Below are 25,503 nucleotides of genomic sequence, written 5' to 3' on the forward strand. Positions count from 1 at the left end.
ATGATCAGCTACGGGCTCTCCGAGCGGGAGGCCGGCTCCGACGCCGCCGCGATGAAGACCCGCGCCCGGCGCGAGGGCGAGAGCTGGGTGCTCAACGGCACCAAGGCCTGGATCACCAACTCGGGGATCTCCGAGTGGTACACGGTCATGGCCGTCACCGACCCGGAGAAGCGGGCCAACGGCATCTCCGCGTTCGTCGTGCACCGCGACGACCCGGGCTTCGAGGTGGGCCCGAAGGAGAAGAAGATGGGCATCAAGGGCTCGCCCACCTGCGAGCTCTACTTCACCGACTGCACCATCCCGGCCGACCGGATCATCGGGGCCGAGGGCACCGGCTTCAAGACCGCGCTGCGGACGCTGGACTTCACCCGCCCGACCATCGGCGCGCAGGCCGTGGGCGTCGCGCAGGGCGCGCTGGACGCCGCCGTGGAGTACACCCGCGAGCGGAAGCAGTTCGGCCGCGCGGTCAGCGACAACCAGGGCGTGCAGTTCATGCTCGCCGACATGTCCATCCAGATCGAGGCCGCCCGGCACCTGGTCTACGTGGCCGCCGCTCGCGGCGAGGCCGCCCACGACGGCGGCAAGGTCGACCCCGACCTCGGCCGTCTCTGCGCCGCCGCGAAGTCCTTCGCCTCCGACGTCGCCATGAAGGTGACCACCGACGCCGTCCAGCTGTTCGGCGGCGCCGGCTACACCCAGGACTTCCCGGTCGAGCGGATGATGCGCGACGCCAAGATCACCCAGATCTACGAGGGCACCAACCAGATCCAGCGCATGGTGGTCGCCCGGAGCCTGCTGAGGTAGCCGTCCCGCACACTGGGCGGATGACCGACCTGCTCGCGCTCAGCAGCGACCTGCCCGTGGCCGACGTGTCCCCGGGCACGGCGCTGATCGAGGAAGGCACCCGGCCGGGTCGGATGTTCGTGCTGGCCTCCGGCGAGGTGGTCGTCGAGCACGACGGCGTCCCGTTCGCCCGGATCGACACCCCGGGGGCGGTCTTCGGTGAGATGTCCGTGGTGCTCGACCGCGCCGCGACGGCGACCGTGCGTGCGGCCGGCGACGTGCGCGTGCACGTGGTCGACGACCCCACCCGCTTCCTCACCGACACGCCCGGGGCCGCCCTCGCGGTGCTGCGCACGACGGCGTCCCGGCTCGACGGGATGACGCACTACCTCGTGGACGTCAAACGGCAGTTCGCCGACCACGGCGGGCACCTCGGCCTGGTCGACCGGATCCTCGACACCCTCCTGCACCACCAGGGGCCGCGGGCCCGGACGGGTTCGGCGCGCGACCCGGAGGGCGACCACGTCCACGACGAGGAGTGACCGGCGCCCGGTCGCCTCCTGCCGCGTCAGCCGAGGTCGATCGTCTGCGACCCGAAGGTGCCGAACCAGTGGGCGGTCCCGGCGTCCGTGTCGAGCGTGATGTGCGGCGGCACCGGGCCGATCTGCTTCCCGGCGTTGAACGCCCACGTGTCGCCGAGCCGCGCGTTCCACGAGCCGCCGGACGCCCACGGGGCCTGGTGGATGTGCCCGCACAGCACCACGTCCGGCCGGTGCAGCGCGATCCAGTCCGCCAGTTCCTGATCCGGGAAGGTGCGGCGTCCGTCGAAGCACAACGCCGTCCCCGCGGGCGGTGCGTGGTAGAGCCACACCCATCGCGACGGCCGGTCGACGGCCGCGGTCGACAGTTGCGCAGCGACCTCGTCGCGGGTCACCGGTCCGTCCCACCACGGGCACAGCGTGAACCGCGTGTCCCCGATGTCGACGCTGGCGCCGTCCACGTGCAGCGCCGCACGGTCCGGTCCGTGCAGCCAGGTCGCCACCTGCTCGCCGTGCTCGCCCGGCCCGTCCAGGTCGTGGTTGCCGGACGAGGCGAGCACCACGGCGCGCTCGGCCAGTCGCTCGAGGTACGTCGACAGCACCACCGTCTGCACCTCGTGCGGCACCGGGCTGACGACGTCGGCGAGGTCGCCCACGATCGCCACCACGTCCACCTCGGCCGCCGCGTCCACCAGCCAGTCCCAGTGCGGGAGCCGGTAGTGGAGGTCGGAGACGGCCAGGATCTTCATGCCGCATGATCGCCCACCGGCGAGGATCCTGCGGTCGGCCGGCGCGTCACCTGGTGCGGGCGAGGGCGACCGTCGGCACGAGGGTCAGGACGGCGATGCCCGCGCCCACCACGACCGGACCGGTCGCGCCGAGCCCCGAGTCGAGGGTGGCGCCGGCGACCCCGGAGCCGACCGCGGTACCCAGGTTGTAGGCCGCGACCGACAGCGCGACCCCGAGCGTGGGGGCCACCCCCGCGAACCGCACCGCGAGCGCCGACAGCACCGGGTTCGCGCTGAGCCCGAGCAGCCCGAGTAGGACCACCAGCGCCACCGTGGGGACGGCGGAGCCCGAGACGAGGCAGAGAGCGACCAGCACGACCGTCGTCGACGCGGCGACGGCGATGGTCGTCGCGTGCGGGCGGACGTCGCCGAGGCGGCCGCCCAGGACCGTCCCGATCAGCGACCCGACGCCGAAGCCGACGAGCACCAGCGGTACCAGGCCCACCGGGATGCCGGCCCGGTCGGTGAGCAACGGGGAGATGTAGGAGTAGGCCGAGAGCACGCCGCCGGTCGTGGTCGCGCAGGCGGCCAGCACCAGCCACAGCGGAACGGACCGCATCGCGCCCAGCTCCGACCGCACCGAGGTCGCCGGCCCGGCGCCGTCGTCCCGCGGGACGTACCGGGCGACCAGCGGGACCGCGACCAGCGCCAGCGCGGCCAGGGCCCAGAAGGGGCCGCGCCAGCCCGACAGCTGGCCGGCGAACGCCCCGATCGGCACCCCGACGACGTTGGCGAGCATGCCCCCGGCGCCGACGAGGCCCAGGGCGCGGGCGCCGGAACCGGGGCCGGCGGCCCGGGTGGCGACGACCGACGCCACCGACCAGAAGGCGCCCGTCGCGAAGGCCGTGACGAACCGCGCGCCGAGCAGCAGCGGGAGGCTGCTCCCGACCGCGACGACGACGTGCCCGGCCGCGAACACTGCCAGCGCGAGCAGCAGCGTCGTCCGGGGAGGCAGCCCGCGGGTGAGCAGCGCCATCGCCGGCGAGCCGACGATCATCCCGGCCGCGAACACCGTGATGAGCAGTCCCGCCTGGGCCACGCCGACCCGCAGGTCGCCGGCGATCTCCGGCAGCAGGCCGGCGACCACGAACTCGGTCGTGAGCATGAGGAACGTGCCGACGGCCAGCACGTAGACGACGAGCGGCAGCCGGGCCGGGGCGGCGACCGACGTCGCCGCCCCGGTCTCGAGCGTCAGGGAGTCCGCGGTCACCGCAGGGTCGCGGCGTCGATCACGAACCGGTAGCGGGCGTCGGAGGCGAGGACCCGCTCGTAGGCCTCGTTGACCCGCTCGGCGGCGATGACCTCGACCTCGGCGCCGATGCCGTGCGCGGCGCAGAAGTCGAGCATCTCCTGGGTCTCGGCGATGCCACCGATCATCGAGCCGGCGAAGGTCCGGCGGCCGCCGATCAGCGACATGGCGTTCACCGCGAACGGGTCGGCCGGTGCGCCGACGTTGACCAGCGCGCCGTCGACGGTCAGCAGCGAGAGGTAGGCGTTCACGTCGATCGAGGCGCTGACGGTGTTGACGATGAGGTCGAAGCGGCCGGCCAGCTCGTCGAAGGTGGCCGGGTCGCCGGTGGCGAAGTAGGCGTCGGCGCCCAGGCGCAGACCGTCCTCCTGCTTCTTCAGCGACTGCGACAGCACGGTCACCTCGGCGCCCATCGCGTGCGCCAGCTTGACCGCCATGTGGCCCAGTCCGCCCAGGCCCACGACCGCGACCCGCCGGCCGGGGCCGGCGCCCCAACGGCGCAGCGGCGAGTAGGTGGTGATGCCGGCGCACAGCAGCGGCGCGGCCGCCGCGGGGTCGATGCCCTCGGGCACCCGCAGGACGAACCCGGCGTCGACGACGACGTGCGTGGAGTAGCCGCCCTGGGTGGTGGTGCCATCCCGGTCGGTGGCGGCGTAGGTGCCGACCATGCCCTGCAGGCAGTACTGCTCGTCGCCGTTGCGGCAGTTGGTGCACTCGCCGCAGCTGTTCACCATGCAGCCGACGCCGACCCGGTCGCCGACGCGATGGGTGCTGACGGCGGAGCCGACCTCGGCGACGACGCCGACGATCTCGTGGCCCGGGACGACCGGGAAGGGCTGCGGCCCCCAGTCGCCGTTGACGGTGTGGATGTCGGAGTGGCAGATGCCGGCGAACTCGATCTCGATGAGGACGTCGTTCGTGCCGACGTCCCGGCGCTCGACGGTGGTGGGGGCGAGGGGGCGGCCCGCGGCGGGGGCGGCATAGGCGTTGACGCGCATGGACCCACCGAACGCCGCCGAGCGCGGGCGTGGGAGGGCGGGTTTGTGGGGGGTAGCGGCTCGACCCCCCTCCCGCGGCGGGCCGTCGTAGCGTCGAGGTCGTGGACAACCGCGCGGACATCCGTGACTTCCTCGCCAGCCGGCGGGCCCGGATCACCCCCGAGCAGGCCGGCCTGCTGCCGGGCGGCGGACGGCGGCGGGTGCCGGGACTGCGCCGGGAGGAGGTCGCCGTCCTCGCCGGGGTGAGCACCGACTGGTACACCCGGCTGGAGAAGGGGCACATCGCCGGCGTCTCCGAGGACGTCCTGGAGGCCGTCGCCCGCGCGCTGCAGCTGGACGAGGCCGAGCGGACCCACTTGTTCAACCTGGCGCGGGCCGCCAGCCGGCCGGCCCGCGCGCCGCAGCGTCGCAGCAGGCCGCAGATCCAGCCCCCGGTGCAGTGGATGCTCGACTCGATGACCGGCTCGGCGGCCTTCGTCGCCAACGGCCGCCTGGACATCCTGGCGACGAACGCGCTGGGCTGGGCGCTGCACTCGCCCCTCTTCGCCGACCCCAGGCGCGCGGCGAACTTCGCCCGATTCCAGTTCCTGGACCCGCAGGCGCACGACTTCTACGCCGACTGGGAGGCCGCGGCGAACGTGACCGTCGCCCTGCTCCGCGCCGAGGCCGGCCGCCGACCGCACGACGCGCAGCTGCGGGAGCTCGTCGGCGAGCTGTCGACCGTCAGCGCGGACTTCCGGACGCGCTGGGCCGCCCACGACGTCCGCATCCACCACGACGGCGTCAAGCACTTCCGGCACCCCGTGGTCGGCGACCTCGACCTGAGCTACCGCACCCTCGAGCTGCCCGCCGGCGACGCCTCGGACCTGCGCCTGACCATCTACACCGCCGAGCCGGGATCGGCGTCGGAGGACGGACTGAAGCTCCTGGCCAGCTGGGCGGCGACCCACGGCGCGCCCGCTCCTGCCGCGCCGGCCACCCCGACGACCGACCGCGGCTGACCCGCGGGGGAGAGACACCCTCGGCCACGGTGACCAACGCCACCCGACCGGTTCGGGTGGGTTACCGACCGATCCGGTCGGTCGGCGCCTACCGTCGACGCCATGGCGCGACCGTTCCGGCAGCAGGTGGACGAGGGCATCCTCGACCGTGCCGCCGCGCTGTTCGCCCGCCGTGGCTTCGCCAAGACGTCGGTGCAGGACGTCGCCGTCGCGGTCGGCCTGTCCAAGGCCGGTCTGCTGCACCACTTCCCCAGCAAGGACGTCCTGTACGCGGCGGTCCTCGCGCACGCCGAGGACATCGGCTCCCGGGTGCTCCGCGAGGTCGCGGCGCTGCCCCTGGGTGCCGACCGCGACCGGCGGGCGATCGAGGCGCTGGTCGACGTCGCGCTGGCCCATCCCGGCATCGTCGCGCTGCTGCTGGCGCCCGCCGCGCAGCTCGGCGGGAACGCCGACGACCCGCCCCCGGCCCAGTCGGAGGCGGCGCTGCTGGCTTTCGGGGTCACCGCCGAGGACGCCGACGAGGAGCGGCTCGTCCGCGTCATCGGCGCGCTGTCCGCGATCGCGGTGCTGACCCTCACCGCCTCCGCCGAGGGCCGCGCCACGGCGTGGCGGCGGTACATCGTGAGCACCTGTCTCGACGCGCTCGGCCACCGCCGCCCCGACGCCGTTCTCCCTCATCCCCACCCGGTGGAGGCCTGATCCGCATGGCAGTCCTGTTGTCCCGACTCGGGGCCTTCTCGCACCGGCACCGGTTGCCCGTGGTGCTCGTCTGGCTCGCCGTGCTGGTGGGCGGCGGCGTCGGAGCCGTCACCCTCTCCGGCGAGACCGCCAGCAGCTTCTCCATCCCCGGCCAGGAGTCGACGACCGCCCTCGAGCGGATCGACGAGGAGTTCGGCTCCGCGGCCGGTGGCGCCACGGCCCGCGTCGTCTTCGCCTCCCCGGACGGCGGGGTCCTCGACCCCGCCGCGGTGCAGGGCGTGGTGGGGGAGCTCGCGGAACTGCCCGGCGTCGCGGCGGCCACGAACCCGTTCGACCCGGCGAACCCGGGGGTGAACTCGGCGCAGCCGACCATCGCCTACAGCACGGTCGTCTTCGACGCCCAGCGCGGCGAGGTGCCCGCGGCGCAGCAGGACGCGCTGCTGGCCGCGGTGGAGGAGGCGGACTCCGCCGACCTCACCGTCGAGGTCGGCGGTGAGGCGGTGCAGGCCCCGCCGCACGTGGGCGGCCCCGCCGAGGTCATCGGCGTCGTCGTCGCCCTGGTCGTGCTGGCGGTGACCTTCGGCTCGCTGCTCGTCGCCGGGATGAACCTGCTGACCGCGGTGGTCGGCGTGGGCATCGGCGTCATGGGCGTCACGATCGCCACGGGCTTCACCGAGCTCTCCTCGACGACGCCGATCCTCGCCGCGATGCTCGGCCTGGCCGTGGGCATCGACTACGCGCTGTTCATCATCACGCGGTACCGGCAGGAACTGCGCCGCGGCTCCGACGTCGGCACCGCGGTGAGCACCGCCGTCGGCACGGCCGGCTCGGCCGTGGTCACCGCCGGCCTCACCGTGGTCATCGCGCTGGCCGGCCTGTCGATCGTCGGCATCCCCTTCCTCACGCAGATGGGCGTCGCCGCGGCCGCGACGATCGTGGTCGCCGTCCTCGTCGCGCTCACGCTCGTCCCCGCCGTGCTCGGCTTCCTCGGCCCGCGGGCCCTTCCCCGCAGCAAGCGCGCCGTCCCGGCCGAGGTGCCGGCCGCGCCGCGGGACGGCGGGTGGCTCGTCCGCTGGGTGGGCGCCGTGACCCGGCACCGGGTGCTGTCGCTGCTGCTGGCCGTGGTGGCGCTCGGCGTCGTCGCCATCCCGTTCGCGTCGCTGCAGACCACGCTGGTGCAGGACCCGCCCGACGGCAGCACCGAGGCCCGCGCCCAGGCGCTGCTCGCCGAGGGCTTCGGTCCGGGCTTCAACGGCCCGCTCGTCGTCCTCTTCGAGGGGGACGGCGCCGCGGACGCCGCCCAGCAGGCCGCCGGCACGGTCGGCGACGTCGGCGACGTGGCGCGCGCCGTCCCGGGGGAGGCGAACGCCGACGGCACGGTCGCCACGCTCAACGTCATCCCGGAGTCCGGGCCCGCCGACCCCGCCACCGAGCAGCTGGTCGGCGACCTGCGCGCCGAGTTCGGCGACCTGGACGGCATCGAGGTGTCGGTGACCGGCCAGACCGCCGTCAGCGTCGACGTCGCGCAGGCCCTCGACGACGCCCTGCCGGTCTACCTCGTGCTGGTCGTCGGCCTCGCCCTGGTGCTGCTCGTGCTGGTGTTCCGCTCGCTGCTGGTGCCGCTGGTCGGCGTCCTCGGCTTCCTGCTCACCGTGGGCTCCGCGCTGGGCGCCACCGTGGCGGTCTTCCAGTGGGGCTGGCTGGGCGGGCTGGTCAACCTCGAGGACACCGGGCCGCTGATCAGCCTGGCGCCGATCCTGGTGATCGGGATCCTCTTCGGCCTGGCGATGGACTACCAGATCTTCCTGGTCTCGCGGATGCACGAGGCGCACACCCGGGGCGCGGAGCCGCTCGCGGCCATCCGCACCGGCTTCCGCCAGGCCGCCCCGGTCGTCGTCGCCGCCGCGCTGATCATGTTCGCGGTGTTCGCCGGCTTCGTCCCGGCCGGTGAGGCGACGATCAAGATGATCGCGTTCGCCCTCGCGACGGGCATCGTGTTCGACGCCTTCGTCGTGCGGATGGTCCTGGTCCCGGCCGCGATGGCGCTGCTGGGGGAGCGGGCCTGGTGGCTGCCCCGCTGGCTCGGCTGGCTGCCGCGGGTCGACGTCGAGGGCGCGGCCCTGGACGCGGGCGCGGCGGCTCCGCAGGACACCCCGGTCGGCGCCGGGGCGCGCTGACACGGCTCAGTCCGGGGACGGCCCCGGACCTGCGCCGGGCCACCACCCCCACCCGCCCACCACGCGGGTGTCGTGCACCAGCTCGTACCCGTCCTGGGCCAGCCGCGGGTCCCAGTGCACGAGGTTGCCCCACGTCGTGTACGGCGAGACCCCGGGCGTGAACCCCACGTACGTGGTCACGTCGCTGACCTCCGGGGCGGTCGAGTAGCTGCCACCGCCGTCGATCACCGTCAGCGGCGGGGTGTCGGCGAAGGTGATGCTCTGCACCAGCCACTCGACCGGCTCCACCATGCCGTCGGCGATCCGCGGCGGCTCCTGGCAGGGCATGGCGAAGCCCAGCGGCCAGTCGACGACGACCGGCTCGTCCTCGGGGAGCAGGTCGCTGAGCGTGCGGCCGACCATCCGGTAGGGCTCGGTCCCGGCCAGCCACCGCTGCCCGGGATCGCCGACCCCGAGGGCGTCGTCGGCGTCGACCAGGCGCAGCCGGACGAGGTCCGTCCCGGCGGGCAGCTCGACCGCCGGACCCAGCAGGACGCGGTTCCACTCCGGCGCTCCGCCGGCCGCGGGGAGGTCGACCGGCCGGGACTCCAGGACCCGCGGTTCTCCGCCGGGAACGGCCGCGGCCAGGTCGACCACCGCCTGGGTGCCGGGGCCCGGGACGCCCGCGACGGTGACCGCGAGGACGTCGCGCTCGGTCAGGCCGGCCGTCTCCCGCCACGGGGTGGCGACCTCGGTGACGGCGGGGTCCGCCGGCGAGGCCTGCCACGTCGACAGCACGGAGACCCCCGCGGGCGCCGTCCCGTCGAGCCGGTCGCCGTCCAGCCCCGGGGGGAGCGTGCCGGCCGCGGGAGGAGGAGCGTCCCCGCCCAGCGGGTCGAGCCGCTCTGCGCCGGTCAGTGCCACCGCGGAGTCGGCGAAGCCGCAGCTCCCGCCCCCGGTCAGGGTGTCGACGGCGTCCCCCGCCATCGACCAGGTGTCCCGCAGCCGCCAGTTCGCCAGCGTGGCACTGCCGACCTGGATCACCAGGCTCGTGACGAGCACCGCGCCCAGGGCGCCGACGACCGCCTCCGGCCAGCGCCAGGCGACGCGATCGGCCCCCGCGGCCCGACGCCGGCGGCGGAACGTGACCGCGGCCGACACGGCGAGCCCGGCGGCGAGCCACAGCGCCGGGTTCCCGAGGACCGCGGGCAGCACCCGGTCCACGCCGTAGGCCGAGTACTCCACCTGGTCGTTCCCGCCGTGGAAGCCCACCGCGGCGGTCACGGCGACCGCGGCGAGCAGGACCACGGACGCCCACCGGTCCGGCCGGCGGCGCACCAGCACCGCCACCCCCACCGTCAGCGCGAGCGCGCCGGCACCGGCCAGGGCACCGAAGTGGTGGCTCCACTTGGTCGGCGTCGGGACGAGCGCGGCGTTGACCGCGAGGAACGCGAGGGCCGGGACCGCCCAGGAGATGCGGCCCGAGGCCCGCCGCGTGACCCGCAGGAGGGCGATCGAGAGCCCGACGACCACGGCGAGGGTGGTGAGCACGACGACCTGGCGGGCGAAGTTCCGCTGGTTGGGGTCGTTGCCGAGCATCAGGTACCAGTAGCGGATCGGCTCCGTCCACCACGGCGTCTGCGGCCCGACCTCGCGGTGCACCCGCAGCGCGGCCAGCGCCGAGGCCAGGCTCGAGTCGGCGAAGACGACCGCCACGGGGATGCTGCCGCAGGCGACCACCAGGGCCGAGGTGGCCCAGACCCCCCACCGGGACGCCGCGAGCACGGGCCACAGCCGGGGGAGCAGGACCACGAGGGTCGCGGCGCAGGCCAGCCCGGACGCGGTGACGGTGACGGCGAGGCCGGCCACCACGGCGGCGAGTCCCACCAGAAGCGGACGGCGGCGGCGGATCGCCTCCAGCGCGAGGACGAGGGTGACGGTCCAGGCCAGGGCGACGAAGGCCTCGGGGCGCGTGCTGGTGTTCCACGGCAGCCACCAGGCGAGCAGCGCGATGCCGGCGACTCCCCGCAGGGCGGGGTGCGGACGCTCGACGAGGAGGGGGACGAGCCGCCGGGTGAGCAGCCACCAGACCGCCAGCCCGGCGAGCAGCGAGGGCAGCCGCAGGACCAGCGGCGCCGCCGAGAGGTGGGCCAGCGGGGCCAGCAGCAGTTGGGTGAGGACGAACGGCACCTCGGGGACGTCGAAGTACCGCACCTGGTTGCCGACGAAGCCGGCCGAGTCGAGGGTCCGCGCCTCGAGGCTGTAGTAGAAGTCGTCGGTCTGGATCGGGGCGATGACCGTCCAGCCCACGAGGGTGAGCACGACGACGGCGTCGGCGAGCCCGGCGACCAGCCGCCACCGGCCCCGGGCGGACGCGGGGGAGCCGGGCAGCGGGTTCCGGTCGGGATCCGGGCCGTCGCGCGGGCGGGCGGCGGCCGGGACGGACCGGGAGAGCAGCCAGAGGCAGCCGGCCAGGGCGGCCAGGTGCGCGACGAGCAGCGCGATCTTGACCGGCGTCGGGGACGACTGGAAGCGGGCGTCGGGATGGGCGACCACCGTGGGGGCGGCACCGTCGGCGGGGACGACGTCGGTGGTGAAGGCGACCACCTCGGGGACCGGGGCCCCGGGGACGTCGGCCAGCACCGTCTCCGCGGCGCCGTCGGAGGCCGTCGACACCCGCGAGCCGGACTGGTCGGCCTGCACGGTCAGCCGGCAGCCGGACCCGGTGGGCACGGGGCCGCTCCACAGCTCGCGGCCCGAGGAGAGCACGCGGACCGAGCCGTCGGCGACCGACACGAACAGCGAGCGGTCGCGTCCCCGTCCGGAGTCGGGCAGCGCCGTGCCGAGCACGACGGCCACGTCCGAGGACTCCTGCCGGTCGGCGACCGAGGCGAGGGTGGCGCACGGGACGGCGACGGCGAGGTCGATCGGCCGGTAGGGCATGAACAGCGCCGTCGTCGACCGCGGGTCGTCCGGGTCGGCCGGCCACCGGACCTCGGGGGTGTCGACGACGATCGGAGCCAGGGGCAGCGCGGCGGCCAGGCCGAGGGTGAGGAGGGCCAGCAGCCACGGCAGCCAGCGCGGCCCGGTCCTCGAGCCGGAGGGCTGCGGGGCGCCCTCAGCAGCGGCCACGGACACCCCGGTCACAGCTGGTCACTCCTTGGGGGCGGCCGGTCACGCGAGGGAGTGTAGGTGCGCTCCCCTCCGGTCACGGGCCGCCGTCAGTCCAGCAGCCGGGAGACCCCCGCCAGGCGCTGGTCACCGGCCATGGCGGCCAGCCAGGCGGCCCAGTCCGGCCGCGCCCGCATCGACTCCAGCGCCGTCCGGGCGGCGGCCCGGTCGCCGCGCCGGGAGGCCGCCAACGCCGCGTAGAGGTCGCGGGAGCCCTCGGGGGCGAACACCGCGAGGGTGTCGTAGTCCCGCTCGGCGTAGGCGCGCTGCAGGTTGCGCAGCATGCGCAGCTGGGCCACCGGATCGGCGGAGTCGTCGACCCGCAGGTCGGCCCGCACGCCGTCGTCCTCCTCGGTCTCCGGCTCGCCCGAGACCACGAGCAGTGCCGCGGACTGTCGTCCGCGCAGGTCACCGCCGGCGGCCTGACCGGCCGAGAGCGCGGCGAGCAGCCGGTCTGCGAGGGCGCCCGCGGTCACGGTGAAGGCGTGCAGCATCGCCGGGAGCACCTCGTCGGAGGCGAGCATGTTGCCCTGCACGCTGACGGCCTCGGCCACGATCTGGCCGCTCACCGGGAAGGCGCCGGGGCCGGTGTCGGCGGCGACGGCCCCGGTCGAGGACAGGACGGCGAGCTGCCGGTCGCCGTCGTCGGCCGCGTGCGCCGCCCGGCGGACCAGGTCGGCCGGGGGAGTGCCGTCGGCGAGGCCCGCCAGCAGCACCCCGCCGATCCCGCGCGGGCTGCGCGCCTGCACGGCCACCACGCCGACCCCCGGCCGGGCGCGGGGGACCGCCCGCCCGACGGCGAGGATGCAGGACGAGACGGCGATCCCCATCTCACCGCTGGCCGGATCGCGGGCGACGATCGAGAAGGTCACCGGGCGCGGGTCAGGCGGTGGCGGGCAGCGACATCGGGCGCACGTCGTCGGCGACGGTCAGCGGCGCACCGGTGGCGGCGACGACCTCGTCGACCTCGACGCCGGGGGCGGTCTCGCGAAGCACGAACCCGGCCGGGGTGACGTCGACGACGGCCAGGTCGGTGATGATCCGGTCGACGCAGGCCTTGCCGGTCAGCGGCAGGGTGCACTCCTGGACCAGCTTCGGGGACCCGTCGCGGGCGACGTGCTCCATCATGATGATCACCTGGCGGGCGCCGTGGACGAGGTCCATCGCGCCGCCCATCCCGTTGACCATCTTCCCGGGGATGAGCCAGTTGGCCAGGTCGCCGCGGGGGTTGACCTGCATGGCGCCGAGGACGGCGACGTCGAGGTGCTTGCCGCGGATCATCCCGAAGCTGGCCGAGGAGTCGAAGAAGCTGGCGCCCGGCAGGATCGTCACCGTCTCCTTGCCGGCGTTGATCAGGTCCGGGTCCTCCTCGCCCTCGAAGGGGTAGGGGCCGACGCCGAGCACGCCGTTCTCCGAGTGCAGCACCACGTGCACGCCGTCGGGCACGAAGTTGGGCACCAGGGTGGGCATGCCGATGCCGAGGTTGACGTAGGAGCCGTCGGTCAGCTCCTGGGCCACGCGGGCGGCGAGCTGGTCGCGGGTCAGGGTCATGCGTCAGGCCCCCTGCGGAGTGGTGGACGGGCGGGGGCGGGTGGTGCGCTTCTCGATGCCCTTGCCGGCGGTGCCGACCTCGACGACCCGGTCGACGAAGACGCCGGGCAGGTGCACGCGGGCGGGGTCGATCTCGCCGGGCTCGACCAGCTCCTCGACCTCGGCGATCGTGATCCGCCCGGCCATGCCGGCCAGCGGGTTGAAGTTCGCGGCGGACTGGTTGAACACCAGGTTGCCGTGCCGGTCGCCGACCGCGGCACGGACGAGGCCGAAGTCGGCGGTGAGCGCGGTCTCCAGCACGAACTGCTGGCCGTCGAACTCCCGGACCTCCTTGGGCTTCGACGTCTGCACGACGGTGCCGTCGGCGTCGTAGCGCACCGGGATCCCGCCGTCGGCGACCATCGTGCCGACGCCGGTGGGCGTGTAGAAGGCGGGGATGCCGACGCCGCCCGCGCGCAGCCGCTCGGCCAGCGACCCCTGCGGGGTGAGCTCGACCTCCAGCTGACCGGACAGGTACAGCCGCGCGAGCTCCTTGTTGCCGCCGACGAACGAGCTGATCGTCTTCCGGATCCGCCCGGCGTACAGCAGCACGCCCAGCGCCTGGTCGTCGACGCCGCAGTTGTTGGAGATCGTGGTGAGGTCCCGGACGCCGGACTCCAGCAGCGCGTCGATCAGGGTGATCGGCACCCCGCAGAGGCCGAACCCACCCACCGCCAGCGTGGCGCCGTCGCCGACGTCCGCCACGGCCTCGCGCGCCGAGGCCACCACCTTGTCCATGCAGGAACCCACCGTCCGTCGCGTGCGGCCGGCCGGCGCCCGCGTCAGGCGGGGCGGCCCAGCTCGCGGATGCCCTCGATCCGGAGGCCGAGCGTAGCCGTGACCCGTTCGTCGGCCGCGCGCCGCGGCAGCCGGGACGGGTCGGCCCCGGTGACCAGGACCATCGAGGCACCGGCGGCCAGCGGCGCCAGGAGCCAGGCGACCGGGCCGGCCTCGGTCGCGGTGCGCGCGTCGACCAGCACCCGGTCCCCGGCCGCGATCCCGAGCTGCCCGGCCAGGGCCGTCGCCGTCTCCACCAGGCCCTCGAGCGTGAGCTCCAGCCCGCCGAGCACCAGCCCGGTCCCGGCCGGGTCCGGCGGCTGCCAGGCGGTGAAGACGTCACCGTGGGTGCGCACCTCGACGGCGAAGTCGCGGGCCGGCCCGGAGTACCCGGTCATGCCCATGCCCAGCGGGTGGAGCGACAGCCCGAGGAGCTCGGGCAGGTCGAGCTCCGCCAGCGGCTCCAGCCGGTCCTGGTCGGCCAGCACCAGGTCGGCGTCGGCGAGGGCGCCGTCGTCCTCGGCGGCGGCCTCGACCACCGTGGCGCCGCAGCTCCAGGCGGCGAGCAGCACCGCGGCGGTCTGCCAGTGGACGGGCAGCACCACCGCGACGCGGCTGCCCGGGGCCACGTCGAACTCCTCCTGCAGCAGGTTCGCGGTCTTGGCGACCCAGTTCGCGAACGTCGTGGCCGACAGCTCCACGCGGGAGGCGGCGACGTCGTCGTAGGCGGTGATCAGCGGGGCGGCCGGAGCGCGGCGCAGCGCCTCGCGCAGGAGGTCGGCAGGGGTGGCGGAGCCGGGAGTACGCACCCGACAAGAGTGCACGTCCGCCCGGGGACCATCCCGTCGAGTGGTTCCGTCGCGGAGCGGGCGGCACGCATCACGGCGCGGTTACAGTTCCCCCCGATGACTTCGACCCATGGTGGCCCCGGCTCCCGGCTGATCCGGGCCGACCACGCGCTGTTGCGTTCCACGCGGCGCACCCTGGGCTCGACCCCCGCCGTCCCGGTGGCCCGCGGCCTCTCGCACCTCGGCGAGCACGCGCTCGGCTGGATCGCCCTGGGGGCCGCCGGCTGGGCATCCGGCCGGCGCCGCCGGGAGTGGGCCGCGGGCACCGTGGGCGTGGTGGCGGCCCACGCCGCCGGCGTCATCGTCAAGCGGGTCGTGCGCCGGGTGCGCCCGCAGCTGGACGACGTCCCCGCGCTCGTCCGGACCCCGAGCCGGCTCTCCTTCCCCAGCGCGCACAGCTGCTCGACGGCCGCGGCCGCGGTGGGCTTCTCGCCCATGGTCGGGCGCCTCCCGATGGCCGGGTTGACCGGCGCGATGCTGGTGTCGCGGGTGCTGCTGGGCGTGCACTACCCCTCCGACGTGCTGTCCGGAGCGGCGCTCGGGGCCGGAACGGCCGTTCTCGTCCGCCGCCGGCTGGTCGGCTCCGACGGCAGGAAGGCGTTCGCGTGACGATCTCCCAGCCGGGCACCCCGGGGTCGGCGGCGCCGTCGCCGGACCCGGGGCCCTCGGTCCCCCAGGTCCTGACCGGGCCGCCGACCGCCCCGCAGCCGGTGCCGGCGGCGCCACCTGCGCTGCCCCCCGTGCCGCCGGCGGCAGCCGTGCCCGCGTCGCCGCCGGCGTCCCCGCCCCTCGCCCCCCGCCTCCCCGGATGGCGGGGCACCTTCGCCTGGGGACTGGTCCGGGCCCTGCGCCCCCGTCAGTGGGCGAAGAACGTCCTCGTCCTGGCCGCGCCGCTGGCCGCCGGGAAGGTGTTCGACCCCGACGTCATCGGCCCGACGGCCGTCGCCTTCCTGCTCTTCTGCCTGGCCGCGTCCGGTGTCTACCTCGTCAACGACACGATCGACGTCGAGGAGGACCGCCGGCACCCGCGCAAGCGGTACCGGCCGATCGCCGCGGGGATCGTGCCCCGGGGGCTCGCCGTCGGCATGGCGGTGGTCCTCTTCGCCGTCGCCCTGGTCGTGGCCGTGCTGCTCACCCGGCCGGCGCTGGCCTGGGTGCTGGGCAGCTACGTGGTGATCCAGCTCGGGTACTGCCTCTTCCTCAAGAACCAGCCGGTCATCGACCTCGCGGTCGTCGCGTCCGGCTTCCTGCTGCGCGGCATCGCCGGCGGTGTGGCCGCCGGCCTCGCGCTGTCGCAGTGGTTCCTGCTCGTCGCGGCGTTCGGCTCGATGTTCATGGTGGCCGGCAAGCGGTACTCCGAGCTCGTGCTCATCGGTGACGCCGCCGCCACCCGCAAGACGCTGCAGGAGTACTCGGCCAGCTACCTGCGCTTCGTGTGGAGCCTGTCGGCCGCGGTGACCGTGACCGCCTACAGCCTGTGGGCGTTCGAGATGGGCGAGGCCCAGGACGGCGTGCCGTGGTCGCTGATCTCGATCGCCCCGTTCGTGCTGGCGATCCTGTTGTACGCCCGGGACGTCGACAAGGGCGAGGCCGGCGCCCCGGAGGACATCGTCCTCGGCGACCGGGTGCTGCTCTGCCTCGGCGTCCTGTGGGCCGTCGCGATGGGTCTGGGGGTCCTGAGTGCCTGACGGAACGACCGCACAGCTCACCGGGTGGGGGCGCACCGCGCCGACCCCGGCACTGCTGGAGAGGGTCCGCGACGAGGCCGACGTCCGGAAGGTCCTCGCCGAGTCGCGGGGGCGCGGGGTCGTCGCGCGCGGCCTGGCCCGCAGCTACGGCGACGCGGCGCAGAACGCCGGCGGGCACGTGCTGGACATGACCGGCGCGGACCGGGTCCTGGACGTCGACCTCGCCGCCGCCGAGGTGGAGGTGGAGGCCGGCATCTCGCTGGACCGGCTGATGAACCTCTTCGTGCCGCTGGGGATGTTCGTCCCGGTCACCCCCGGCACCCGCTACGTCACCGTCGGCGGCGCGATCGCCGCGGACATCCACGGCAAGAACCACCACGTCGCGGGCAGCTTCGCCCAGCACGTGCGCTGGCTGGACCTGCTCACCGCCGACGGCCAGGTGCGCCGCGTGGGCCCGGACGCCGACGCCGACCTGTTCTGGGCCACGGCCGGCGGCATGGGCCTGACCGGCGTGATCCTGCGTGCCCGCGTCCGGATGAAGCCGATCGAGACCTCGCAGACGCTGGTCGACACCGACCGGACGCCGGACCTCGACGCGCTCCTGACGATGCTGAGCGAGGGCGACCACCTCTACGACTACTCGGTGGCCTGGATCGACTGCGTCACCAAGGGCGCCCGCATGGGCCGTTCGGTCCTCACCCGAGGCCGGTTCGCCCGCCGCGACGAGCTGCCGGCGCGCAAGCAGGCCGACCCGCTGCGCTACGGCCAGTCGGTCAAGGTCTCGGTGCCCGACGTCTTCCCGCCGGGGCTGCTCAACGTCGCCACCGTCTCGGCGTTCAACGAGCTCTGGTACCGCAAGGCCCCCAAGCGCAAGCGCGACCAGTTGCAGAGCATCCCGACGTTCTTCCACCCGCTCGACGGGGTCGGCGCCTGGAACCGCATCTACGGCCCCCGCGGCTTCGTGCAGTGGCAGGTGACCGTGCCCTTCGGCTCCGAGGAGACGCTGCGGCACGTCCTCGAGCGGATCAGCTCCTCGGGCCACGCCTCCTTCCTGGCGGTGCTCAAGCGCTTCGGGGAGGGGAACCCGGGCATGCTGTCCTACCCCTCGCCGGGCTGGACGCTGGCGCTGGACATCCCGGTGGTCTCCGGCCTCGCCCGGCTGCTCGACGAGCTCGACGAGCCCGTGGTCGACGTCGGCGGGCGCACCTACCTGGCCAAGGACTCCCGCGTGCGGCCGGAGGTCTTCGCCCGCATGTACCCGCGACTCGACGACTTCCGCGCCGTCCGTGCCCGCGTCGACCCCGACGGCGTCTTCACCTCCGACCTGGCCCGCCGACTGGAACTGTGAGGCTCTCCCTGTGATCGACGCGCTCGGCTCGGTGGGTTCCCTGCTCCTGGTGGGGGGGACGTCGGACATCGCCGTCGCCACCGCCCACCGCTACCTGCAGGAGCGGCCGCTGCGTGTCGTCCTGGCCGCGCGGGACAGCGCCCGGCGCGCCACCGTGGCCGAGGAGCTGCGGGCCGCCGGCGCGACCGTGGAGGTCGTCGACTTCGACGCCGAGGACCCGGCGTCGCCGGAGCGGATGGTCGCCGCGGCCACCGCCGGCGGGGACGTCGACGTGGCCGTGGTCGCGTTCGGGCAGCTCGGGGAGCAGGAGCAGCTCGCGCACGACCCGGCTGCCGTCGCCGCACTGGCCCGGGTCAACTACGTGGCGCCCGTCGTCGTCGGGACCGTCCTGGCCGAGCGCATGCGCGCCCAGGGCCACGGGTCGATCGTCGCGTTGTCCTCCGTGGCGGGGGAGCGGGCCCGGGCGTCGAACTTCGTCTACGGCTCGACCAAGGCCGGGATCGACGCCTTCTACAGCGGCCTGGCGGACTCGCTGGCCGGCAGCGGCGTCTCCGTGCTCGTGGTCCGGCCGGGCTTCGTCCGGTCGAAGATGACCGAGGGCCTGCCCGACGCGCCCCTGGCGACGACCCCCGAGGCCGTGGCCGAGGCCATCGTCACCGGCGTCCGCAAGGGCCGGCACACCGTGTGGGTGCCCGGCGCCATGCGCTGGGTCATGAGCGGCCTGCGGCACACCCCGCGAGCCATCTTCCGGAAGCTCCCCATCTGACTTCCGCCCGTCGGCCCCCTCGCAGGGGCCCGCGCCGAGCCTGCGAGGCGTGGGGGGCGAGGGGGTCCTTCGTCAGTTGATGCAGGTCTGGTCCTGGGCGGTGCGCACGTCCTCACCGGCCACCTGGGCCGGCGGCGGCTGGACGGTGGTGGCGACGCCGACGCCGTTGAAGTCCGAGCCCAGGATCAGCTGCACGGTGCCCGAGGTGAGCGTGTCGTCGACCTCGACCGTCGCGCCGGGGATCTGGGCGGCCACGGTCGCGGCGAGGGCCTCGTCGCCGGCGGCGTGCCGGACGACGGTCTGGGAGTAGTCGCTGTTGTCGGCGTTGCCGGTCTCGGCGACGACGAACCGGGCGGCCGTCAGCTCCTCCGCGGCGCTCCGCGCCAGGCCCGACGTCCCGGAGCCGTTGAGCACGTCGACGGTCACCACGGCGGGGTCGACGGTCGCCGGCGGCGCGGGGGCCTCCTCGGCCGGCGCCTCGGGCTCGGCCGACAGCTGCGCGAAGAACTGGTGCAGCACGTCCTCGTCCTCGAGCCGGATGATCGAGCGGCCCTGGTCGTCGCGGTCGTCGGCGTCGACGTACGGGATGGTCTGGAACACCACGTTGTCCAGCTCCACCGCCTGCATCTGCTGGGCGAGCTGGAACAGGTCCAGCCCCTGGTCCACGGTCAGGGCGCTGGAGGCGGCCTCGACGAGCTCGCGCTGCCGGCCGGGGTTCAGGAGCACGTCGTTGGACAGCATGTTGCGCAGCACGCCGGCGATGAAGACCTGCTGGCGCTTGATCCGGTCGAAGTCGGTGCTCGTGTTGCCGATGTTGTGCCGCTGGCGGACGAACTTCAGCGCGTCCGCGCCGCTGATCGTCTGCACGCCCGCGGGGAAGAAGGCGCCGGACCACTGGCGGTCGTCGACGGCCTGGCACAGGTTGACCTCGACGCCGCCGACGACGTTGGTCAGCTCGAAGAAGCCCAGCAGGTCGACCTCGGCGTAGTGGTCGATCTGCAGGCCGGTGAGGTCGTGGATGGTCTGGACGAGCAGCTGCGCCCCGCCCGCCTGGCGCTCGCTCTCGGGGAGGCTGTCGTCGACCTCCTGGTAGCCGTAGGCGTAGGCGGCGTTCAGCTTGTCCCACCCGTACCCGGGGATCTCCACGTAGGAGTCGCGCGGGAAGGAGACGAAGGACGCGCCCGACCCGTCGGCGGGGACGTGCACCAGCATGACGGTGTCGGTGTTGAGGCCGGAGTCCTCGCCCGCGTTCAGCTCGACGAGCTGTTCGGGGGTCAGGTCCGCGCGGCTGTCGCTGCCGACCAGCAGCATGTTCATCGCCTCGCCGCCGTTGCCCTCGTCCTCGTTCCCGCTGTCGGGGATGGCGTCGGTGCGGTTGACCGACGCCTCCGCGAGCTGGCCGAGGTACCAGCCCCAGCCGGTGGTGGCGAGCAGGACGGCGGAGACGATGCCGGCGACCACGCGGGCCAGGACGGTGCCGCGGTGCGTGCGGCGTCCGGGGGGACGGGTGCCGCCCCGCCGCTCGTCGGCCGGTCGGTCCGACCGGGACGTGCGACCGGAGCCGGGCCGGCCCAGCCGGGGGTCCAGGCGGGCCGGCAGCTGCCGGTCGCCGGGCTCGCCGGGTGGAACGGGGTTCTTGGGGCTCACGGAGGCGTCCTTCCCTTTCAGGCCACGCGCGCTGTCGGTGGCTGCCCCTGCGTGGGGACCCCTCCGTCACCTGGCGCGGCCGTCGGCCACCCCGGGGGCGCATCTGCGAGGGTAGGTCGTCGGGCCGGTCGGGCCACGGAGGCGACGGACCGACACGAGGCGGGTGGGACGAACGGGACCTGGCTGCTCAGCGGGGAACCCGGGGCCCGCCGGCCGTCCTCGCGGCGGACCTCCACCGCGTCCCCCCTTCTCTACAGTGCACCGCAGACACCGGCCCGGCGAGGGGGGAGACAGGAGTGAGCACCGACACCGGCTCCCGTCCCGTCCGCGACCGGACGGTGCCGGCCGATCCCGCGCAGCCGGACCCGGGGGCGTCCCGCCCCCGTGCGGCAGGACCGCGGGAGGGTCGCTGGCTGCTGGGCGGGCTGGCCGCCGTCGTCCTCGCCGTGCTCGTCAGCGTCGCGGTCCAGGTGGTGGTCGACCGGGTGCCGGTCTCCCCGAACACGAACGTGCCGGTGGCGCTGATGGACTGGGCGACGGTGGCCGGGCTCGCCGTCGCCGCGGTGCTGCTCCTCCGGACCCGGATGCCGGCGCTGGTCCGCGAGGGTCTGGCGGTGGCGGTGCTGGCCGCCCTGGGGACGACGGCCGTCGCGCTGTCCCTGACGGCGACGGACTACTACCTGATGGGACTCAGCGAGGACCAGCTGTTCCGGACGCAGTACCTCACCCGGCTGACCGACAGCGCCGCCCTCGCCGACATCAACTACGCCGACATCTCGCCCTTCTACCCGCCGGGCTGGTTCTGGCTGGGGGGCCGCCTGGCGGACCTGTTCGGCGTACCGGCGTGGCTGTTCTACAAGCCGTGGGCCCTCACCACGCTGGGCGTGGTCCCCGTGGCGGCCTACTGGGTGTGGCGCCGGCTGGTCGGACCCCGGCTGGCGCTGTGCATCGGGCTCGTCGTCGTCGCCGCGGGCCTGGGCGAGGCCGCCACCGAGCCGTACTCCTGGGCGATCGCCGCCCTGCTGCCCGCCGCCGTCGTCGTCTTCTGGCGGTCGGTCGCCCCGGGGGCCCGCCGGCGGTGGCCGCACCTGGTGGGGCTGGGCGTGTTCATCGGCGCGTCGCTCAGCGTCTACACCCTGCTCGGCGGCTTCGCCGCCGCCGTGCTCGCCGGGCTCGCGGTCGCCGGCGCGTGGCTGGACGGGCCGGGGAACCGGCGGGCGGGCCTCGCCCGGACGCTCCCGGCGCTGGCCGTGGTGGCGGGAACGGCTGCGGTGGTGGCCGCGCCGGCCTGGGCGCGCTACGTCCTCGCGGTGCTCCAGGGCGAGGGCGGGGACAACGCGGCGGCGCGCTTCCTCCCGCTGCAGGGCGCCCAGCTGCCCGCGCCCATGCTGGAGCCCTCCGTCTGGGGGGCGTTCCTGGCGGTCGGACTGGTCTACGTGGTGTGGCAGGGGGTCGTCGGGACGGGTCGCGACGCCGCGATCTGCCGGCCCCTCGCGCTCCTGGTGGGCGGCGTCTACGCCTGGTTCGGCCTGTCCACCCTCGCGCTGGGCCTCGACACGACCCTGCTGGCCTTCCGCACGGAGCCGGTGCTGGAGACGGCGCTGGCCGCGGCCGCGGTCCTCGCGCTCCGGCGCGCCTGGGAGCTCGCCCGGCGCCGGTGGCCCGTCCGGTCCGACGGGCAGGTCCGCGGTGTGTTCGCCGTGCTCACGGTCCTGGGGATCCTGCTGGGCACCGTCACGCTCCGGGACAACGTCCGCGAGCTCGACCCCCAGGTGGCGGTGGCCCACAACGACCCCTACCCGAGTGGGCTCAACGCGCGGGGCCTGGCCGTCCCCGACGCCGACGAGGGGTGGATCGACGGCCTGGCCGCAGCGATCGACACGGGGACCGGACAGCCGGCCGACGAGCTGGTGGTCCTCACCACGAACTACCCCCTGCTGGCCGTGTACCCCTACCGCGGCTTCCAGGCCAACGCCCCCCACTACGCCAACCCGCTGGCCGACTACACGGAGCGGTCGCAGTTCGTCGAGACGCTCGCGACGAGCTCCTCGCAGGCGGAGTTCCTGGCCCGGCTGGACGCCGCCCCGTGGCGGGCTCCCACGGTCTTCGTGCTGCGTCCGGAGGACGACGGGCTGCACCTCGAGCTGCGGTCCGACACCTTCCCCGGCAGCCCGAACATCCACCTCTACGACGTCGTCTTCGACCCCGCGGTGTTCGCGGGCTGGTACCGCCAGGACGTCGGACCGTTCGCCGTCCTCGTCCGCCCCGGGAGCTGAGGACCGGCGTCCTCCCGCCCCTCCCGGGAGGCGCGCGGCGAGGTCGGTGGGACTCGTGTGGGCGACGGGAACAGGGGGGCGGCGGACCGGACCGGTTCACCCCGTGCGCCTGGCGCCGTGGTTACAGTCGATCCCGCTCGACCCGCCGATCACGACCCCGGCCCGGACCCGGGAACGCGGCGTCGGTGCCGGGGCCCGGTCGGCATGACTGTCCTCGTCGGACGAGACCGAGAAGGCCGCCTCCTCCATGACCGCATCCACCGGCTCGCGTGCCGCCGTCCTCGACCGGGATGCCGAGCCGCGGGTCGACGCCTCCGCTCCCGCCGGCGCCCCGTCCCGGGCCCGCCGCGGGGTGCGCGGCATCGCCCTCGCCTTCGGCGCCTACCTGCTCGTGCAATGCCTCCAGCTGCTGCTGGTCCGGCACTGGGCGCCGCGCTTCTTCTGGTTCGACGACTCGCAGGCGCAGTTCGGCCCCATGACGTGGTGGCTGGGCGGCAACGCCGACGGCGGCCGGCCCCCGCTCATGGACCCGGACCTGGGCATGGGCGGGAACTTCGTCGCCGACATGCAGTACGGCGTGCTCGACCCCCTGCACTGGCTGGCCCAGGCGCTCCTGTCGCGCTCGGACGACTTCCTCTTCATCTCCTGGGCCTACGGCGCCGGGATGGTCCTCGTGCTCGGCGCGGGCGCGCTGGCCGTGCTGCTGCAGCACCGCGTCGCGCCGGCGCTCGCGGTGGCCGGCGCCGTCGGCATCGGCTCCAGCGGCTTCCTCCTCTGGTACGGCAGCTCCTGGTGGCCGCTGCTGTGGGCGACCGCCTGCCTGCCCTGGCTGTGGTTCGGGCTGCGCAGCCGCTCCGCGGCCGGCGTCCTGGTGACCGGCCTGGCCACCTGGGCGCTGCTGACCTCGGGCAACCCGTACGCCTTCCCCTTCGCCGCCCTGCTGATCGTCGGGCAGCTGCTGGAGTACCGGGCGGAGGCCGGCTCCTGGCGGGCCGCGCTGCTCACCCCTCGGGCGCTGTCCCGGGCGGCGGCCTGCGTCGGCGGCCTCGTCGTCGCCCTGCCGACCTTCCTCTCCACCCTGCAGATGTCGGCGGTCATGGGCCGGCCCGAGGCCGACCCGCTGGTCGGCAACGCCGGCTTCGCCGTGCCGAACCTCGCCGACGTCCTCCTCGGCGGCACCACCCTGCTCGGCCAGACGAACGCCTGGACCGGTGACATCGGCCTCGCCCCGGCGCTGGCCACCGCGCTCGTCGCCCTGCCCGCGGCGGCCCTGGTCGACTGGCGCACCGCATGGCGCCGGCCCGGGGTCGTCACCGCCGGCCTGGTCTGGCTGGCCGCGGTGGTGGCCACCCAGCTGCCGACGACGGTAGCGGTGTTCCGCTACCCGCTGCGCTACGTCGTCTACGTCGAGGTCTTCCTGCCTCTGCTCGTGCTCATCGCGCTGACGGTGGCGCCCCTGCTCACCCGGCGCCGGGTGATCGCCGCCGCGGGCATCGCCGGCGCCCAGGCGGCGCTGTCGCTCTCCCGCGCCCCGGCGCTCGTCGGCTGGCACGTCCTGGGGCTGATCGTCAGCCTCGTCGCCCTGGCCGCCCTCGTGGTCGTGCTCCGGTCCCGTCCCGCCCCGGTCGCCGCCGACGGCCCGCCGTCCGACGACGACCGGCAGCCGGACCCGCCGCAGGAGTCCGCTGTGCCGCCCCGGGCGGACGCCGTCCCCGGGCGGCTGCGGGCGCTCCCCTCGCTGGCCGGGGCCCTCCTCGTGCTGGCCGTCGCCACCGGCTTCCCGATCGGCGAGCAGATGATGGTCGCCGTCCAGGACCGGGACGAGGCGATCAAGGCGCAGCCCGACGCGAACGGCGCCCCGCTGCGCGCCCTGGACCCGGGCCGCGACGTCGGCACGACGGTCCAGGCCTACCGCGACCGGTCCGTCGCCCCGGACGAGACGCTCACGGTCGTCACCTGGGGCTTCGACGCCGATCGCGGCTGGGCCGACGGCGTCGTCAACGGCAGCGGCAACGTCGTCGCCGGGATGAAGCCCGGTTTCGCCTCGCTGGCCGTCTGGCAGTCCGCGCTCAACGACCACTGGTGCCGCACCGTGTGGGGCGCCACGTGCTCCGGACCCGAGCAGCTGCTCGCCGAGGCGGGCGACACCGGGGTGACCTGGCTGGACCTGATGTCGGCGGACACGGTGCTGCTGTCGGCGGACGCGCCCGAGGAGGTGCGCCTGCACCTCGAGGAGAACTGGCGACAGGTCGCCGGCAACGACACCTGGCTGCGGTTCGAGCGCGGCGACGCGCTGCCCGGCCGGGTCACGGCCGTCACCGGCGACGTCACGGTGTCGCCCGAGGACTGGACCTCCGGTCTGGCGCGGGCCGGCGAGCCGATGGACCGCTACGTCGTCTCCACCGGGGACGCCGGCGGCACGCTGGCCACGCGCATCCCGTACTACCCGGGCATGACCGCGACGCTGGACGGCGCGGAGGTGCCCGTCACCTCCGTGGACGGTGCGGCGCTCGCGGTGGACCTGCCCGGTGGCGTGGACGGCGGCCGGCTCGAGCTCGCCTACGCCCCGGCCGGTGCCGGGCTCGTCGTCCCGGCCACCGTCGTCGGGGTCGTCCTCATCGGGCTGGCCGCGCTCGGGGGTGCGCTGCTCTCGCGTCGTGCGGAGGCCCGCGGATGAGCGACCGTCGCCAGCTCCTGCACCAGCTCGTCCGGTTCCTGCTCGGCTCGGGTCTGGGGCTGATGGTCGACCTCGGGGTCTTCGCCACGGCCGTGGCCCTGAGCGCTCCGCCGTGGGCGGCCAACGTGCTCAGCGCGGGGTGTGCCGTCGTGGTCGTCTACCTGTTCGTCACGCGGTACGCCTTCCAGAGCGGCCGGTCGCGGACGTCGTTCCTCCTCTTCGTCGGGTGGTACGTCGTCTCCATCGCCGTGTTCTCGGTGTTCATCGAGGTCCTGCACGAGCAGACCGGGTGGGCTGCCTTCATCTGTAAGTTGGCCTCGTTGCCGCCGTCGTTCGCCGCCAACTTCGTCTTCAGCCGCCTGCTGTTCCACCGGGCGGCCACGGAGCCGGCCGGACACGCGGAACCGGGGCCCGACCGTCGTCCGGTGGGCGCGTGAGGCGCGGAGCCGCCGGGTGGGGACGCCCGGCGCGGCGCGAGGGGGAGAGCACGTGATCGGGAGGG

21 protein-coding genes are annotated in these 25,503 nt (G+C 74.9%); 12 read left to right on the forward strand and 9 right to left on the reverse strand.

Annotated features, from left to right (window positions below):
* A partial coding sequence (locus N555_RS0116380; protein WP_029432579.1) for an acyl-CoA dehydrogenase family protein occupies positions 1-804 on the forward strand: 804 nt, incomplete at its 5' end.
* Between the two features lie 20 nt (positions 805-824).
* A complete protein-coding gene (locus N555_RS0116385) occupies positions 825-1,325 on the forward strand; it encodes a cyclic nucleotide-binding domain-containing protein (protein ID WP_051684158.1) in 501 nt (166 codons plus the stop codon).
* Between the two features lie 26 nt (positions 1,326-1,351).
* On the opposite strand, the gene N555_RS0116390 is transcribed toward N555_RS0116385, so the two are convergent.
* Genes N555_RS0116390 through N555_RS0116400 form a run of 3 tightly spaced genes read right to left on the reverse strand, consistent with a single transcriptional unit; the run spans position 1,352 to position 4,357 of the window.
* On the reverse strand, positions 1,352-2,071 hold the full coding sequence (locus tag N555_RS0116390; RefSeq protein ID WP_029432581.1) for a metallophosphoesterase family protein: 720 nt from the start codon (positions 2,069-2,071) through the stop codon (positions 1,352-1,354).
* Between the two features lie 46 nt (positions 2,072-2,117).
* Positions 2,118-3,320, reverse strand: a complete 1,203-nt coding sequence (locus N555_RS0116395) for an MFS transporter (protein ID WP_034511171.1) — start codon at positions 3,318-3,320, stop codon at positions 2,118-2,120.
* Entirely contained in the window at positions 3,317-4,357 is a 1,041-nt protein-coding gene (locus N555_RS0116400) for an NAD(P)-dependent alcohol dehydrogenase (RefSeq protein WP_029432583.1), read from the reverse strand. Before N555_RS0116400 ends, N555_RS0116395 begins: the two co-directional genes overlap by 4 nt.
* A 101-nt stretch (positions 4,358-4,458) precedes the next feature.
* Between N555_RS0116400 and N555_RS0116405 the strand changes: the two genes are divergently transcribed.
* From N555_RS0116405 to N555_RS0116415, 3 genes are all read left to right on the forward strand, one after another.
* The gene (locus N555_RS0116405; protein ID WP_029432584.1) at positions 4,459-5,358 is read left to right on the forward strand and encodes a helix-turn-helix transcriptional regulator; all 900 of its coding nucleotides are present in this window, start codon (positions 4,459-4,461) and stop codon (positions 5,356-5,358) included.
* 102 nt (positions 5,359-5,460) lie between these two features.
* Positions 5,461-6,057, forward strand: coding sequence for a TetR/AcrR family transcriptional regulator (locus tag N555_RS0116410; protein WP_029432585.1), 597 nt, complete (start codon positions 5,461-5,463; stop codon positions 6,055-6,057).
* A gap of 5 nt (positions 6,058-6,062) precedes the next feature.
* On the forward strand, positions 6,063-8,234 hold the full coding sequence (locus N555_RS0116415; protein WP_029432586.1) for an MMPL family transporter: 2,172 nt from the start codon (positions 6,063-6,065) through the stop codon (positions 8,232-8,234).
* Between the two features lie 6 nt (positions 8,235-8,240).
* Here the strand turns inward: N555_RS0116415 and N555_RS0116420 are convergent, their stop codons facing one another.
* From N555_RS0116420 to N555_RS0116440, 5 genes are all read right to left on the reverse strand, one after another.
* On the reverse strand, positions 8,241-11,360 hold the full coding sequence (locus N555_RS0116420; protein WP_029432587.1) for an arabinosyltransferase domain-containing protein: 3,120 nt from the start codon (positions 11,358-11,360) through the stop codon (positions 8,241-8,243).
* A 74-nt stretch (positions 11,361-11,434) separates the two neighbouring features.
* A complete protein-coding gene (locus N555_RS0116425) occupies positions 11,435-12,256 on the reverse strand; it encodes a DUF1028 domain-containing protein (protein ID WP_029432588.1) in 822 nt (273 codons plus the stop codon).
* Between the two features lie 10 nt (positions 12,257-12,266).
* Positions 12,267-12,935, reverse strand: coding sequence for a CoA transferase subunit B (locus N555_RS0116430; RefSeq protein WP_029432589.1), 669 nt, complete (start codon positions 12,933-12,935; stop codon positions 12,267-12,269).
* 3 nt (positions 12,936-12,938) lie between these two features.
* Positions 12,939-13,712, reverse strand: a complete 774-nt coding sequence (locus tag N555_RS0116435; RefSeq protein WP_029432590.1) for a CoA transferase subunit A — start codon at positions 13,710-13,712, stop codon at positions 12,939-12,941.
* A gap of 44 nt (positions 13,713-13,756) precedes the next feature.
* Complete coding sequence (locus N555_RS0116440) at positions 13,757-14,560, reverse strand: TIGR03089 family protein (protein WP_029432591.1); 804 nt, start codon at positions 14,558-14,560, stop codon at positions 13,757-13,759.
* Positions 14,561-14,656: 96 nt separating this feature from the next.
* On the opposite strand from N555_RS0116440, the gene N555_RS0116445 reads away from it, so the two are divergent.
* Genes N555_RS0116445 through N555_RS0116460 form a run of 4 tightly spaced genes read left to right on the forward strand, consistent with a single transcriptional unit; the run spans position 14,657 to position 18,401 of the window.
* Positions 14,657-15,208 (forward strand): phosphatase PAP2 family protein, encoded by a 552-nt coding sequence (locus N555_RS0116445; protein ID WP_051684159.1) that lies wholly within the window; start codon positions 14,657-14,659, stop codon positions 15,206-15,208.
* A complete protein-coding gene (locus tag N555_RS0116450) occupies positions 15,205-16,287 on the forward strand; it encodes a decaprenyl-phosphate phosphoribosyltransferase (RefSeq protein ID WP_231502866.1) in 1,083 nt (360 codons plus the stop codon). The genes N555_RS0116445 and N555_RS0116450 overlap by 4 nt, the downstream gene beginning before the upstream one ends.
* On the forward strand, positions 16,280-17,635 hold the full coding sequence (locus tag N555_RS0116455; RefSeq protein WP_029432594.1) for an FAD-binding oxidoreductase: 1,356 nt from the start codon (positions 16,280-16,282) through the stop codon (positions 17,633-17,635). The genes N555_RS0116450 and N555_RS0116455 overlap by 8 nt, the downstream gene beginning before the upstream one ends.
* 10 nt (positions 17,636-17,645) lie before the next feature.
* Entirely contained in the window at positions 17,646-18,401 is a 756-nt protein-coding gene (locus tag N555_RS0116460) for a decaprenylphospho-beta-D-erythro-pentofuranosid-2-ulose 2-reductase (RefSeq protein ID WP_029432595.1), read from the forward strand.
* A gap of 72 nt (positions 18,402-18,473) precedes the next feature.
* On the opposite strand, the gene N555_RS0116465 is transcribed toward N555_RS0116460, so the two are convergent.
* Positions 18,474-20,048, reverse strand: a complete 1,575-nt coding sequence (locus N555_RS0116465; protein WP_029432596.1) for an LCP family protein — start codon at positions 20,046-20,048, stop codon at positions 18,474-18,476.
* Between the two features lie 296 nt (positions 20,049-20,344).
* Here N555_RS0116465 and N555_RS0116470 point away from each other — a divergent pair, with 296 nt between their 5' ends.
* The 3 genes from N555_RS0116470 (at position 20,345) to N555_RS0116485 (ending at position 25,438) form a co-directional block, all read left to right on the forward strand.
* Positions 20,345-22,324, forward strand: coding sequence for an arabinofuranosyltransferase (locus N555_RS0116470; protein WP_029432597.1), 1,980 nt, complete (start codon positions 20,345-20,347; stop codon positions 22,322-22,324).
* A 247-nt stretch (positions 22,325-22,571) separates the two neighbouring features.
* Positions 22,572-25,001, forward strand: coding sequence for a hypothetical protein (locus tag N555_RS0116480; protein WP_029432598.1), 2,430 nt, complete (start codon positions 22,572-22,574; stop codon positions 24,999-25,001).
* Positions 24,998-25,438, forward strand: coding sequence for a GtrA family protein (locus N555_RS0116485; RefSeq protein WP_029432599.1), 441 nt, complete (start codon positions 24,998-25,000; stop codon positions 25,436-25,438). Before N555_RS0116480 ends, N555_RS0116485 begins: the two co-directional genes overlap by 4 nt.
* Positions 25,439-25,503: the final 65 nt, after the last annotated feature.

The organism is Blastococcus sp. URHD0036 (genome assembly GCF_000701365.1).
Classification (GTDB): domain Bacteria; phylum Actinomycetota; class Actinomycetes; order Mycobacteriales; family Geodermatophilaceae; genus Trujillonella.

Bases quoted from the DNA above. Each gene is read 5' to 3' on its own strand.
- N555_RS0116385 (WP_051684158.1), top strand. From the start codon at position 825: ATGACCGACCTGCTCGCGCTCAGCAGCGACCTGCCCGTGGCCGACGTG.
- N555_RS0116390 (WP_029432581.1), bottom strand. From the start codon at position 2,071: ATGAAGATCCTGGCCGTCTCCGACCTCCACTACCGGCTCCCGCACTGG.
- N555_RS0116400 (WP_029432583.1), bottom strand. From the start codon at position 4,357: ATGCGCGTCAACGCCTATGCCGCCCCCGCCGCGGGCCGCCCCCTCGCC.
- N555_RS0116410 (WP_029432585.1), top strand. From the start codon at position 5,461: ATGGCGCGACCGTTCCGGCAGCAGGTGGACGAGGGCATCCTCGACCGT.
- N555_RS0116415 (WP_029432586.1), top strand. From the start codon at position 6,063: ATGGCAGTCCTGTTGTCCCGACTCGGGGCCTTCTCGCACCGGCACCGG.
- N555_RS0116430 (WP_029432589.1), bottom strand. From the start codon at position 12,935: ATGACCCTGACCCGCGACCAGCTCGCCGCCCGCGTGGCCCAGGAGCTG.
- N555_RS0116435 (WP_029432590.1), bottom strand. From the start codon at position 13,712: ATGGACAAGGTGGTGGCCTCGGCGCGCGAGGCCGTGGCGGACGTCGGC.
- N555_RS0116445 (WP_051684159.1), top strand. From the start codon at position 14,657: ATGACTTCGACCCATGGTGGCCCCGGCTCCCGGCTGATCCGGGCCGAC.
- N555_RS0116480 (WP_029432598.1), top strand. From the start codon at position 22,572: ATGACCGCATCCACCGGCTCGCGTGCCGCCGTCCTCGACCGGGATGCC.
- N555_RS0116485 (WP_029432599.1), top strand. From the start codon at position 24,998: ATGAGCGACCGTCGCCAGCTCCTGCACCAGCTCGTCCGGTTCCTGCTC.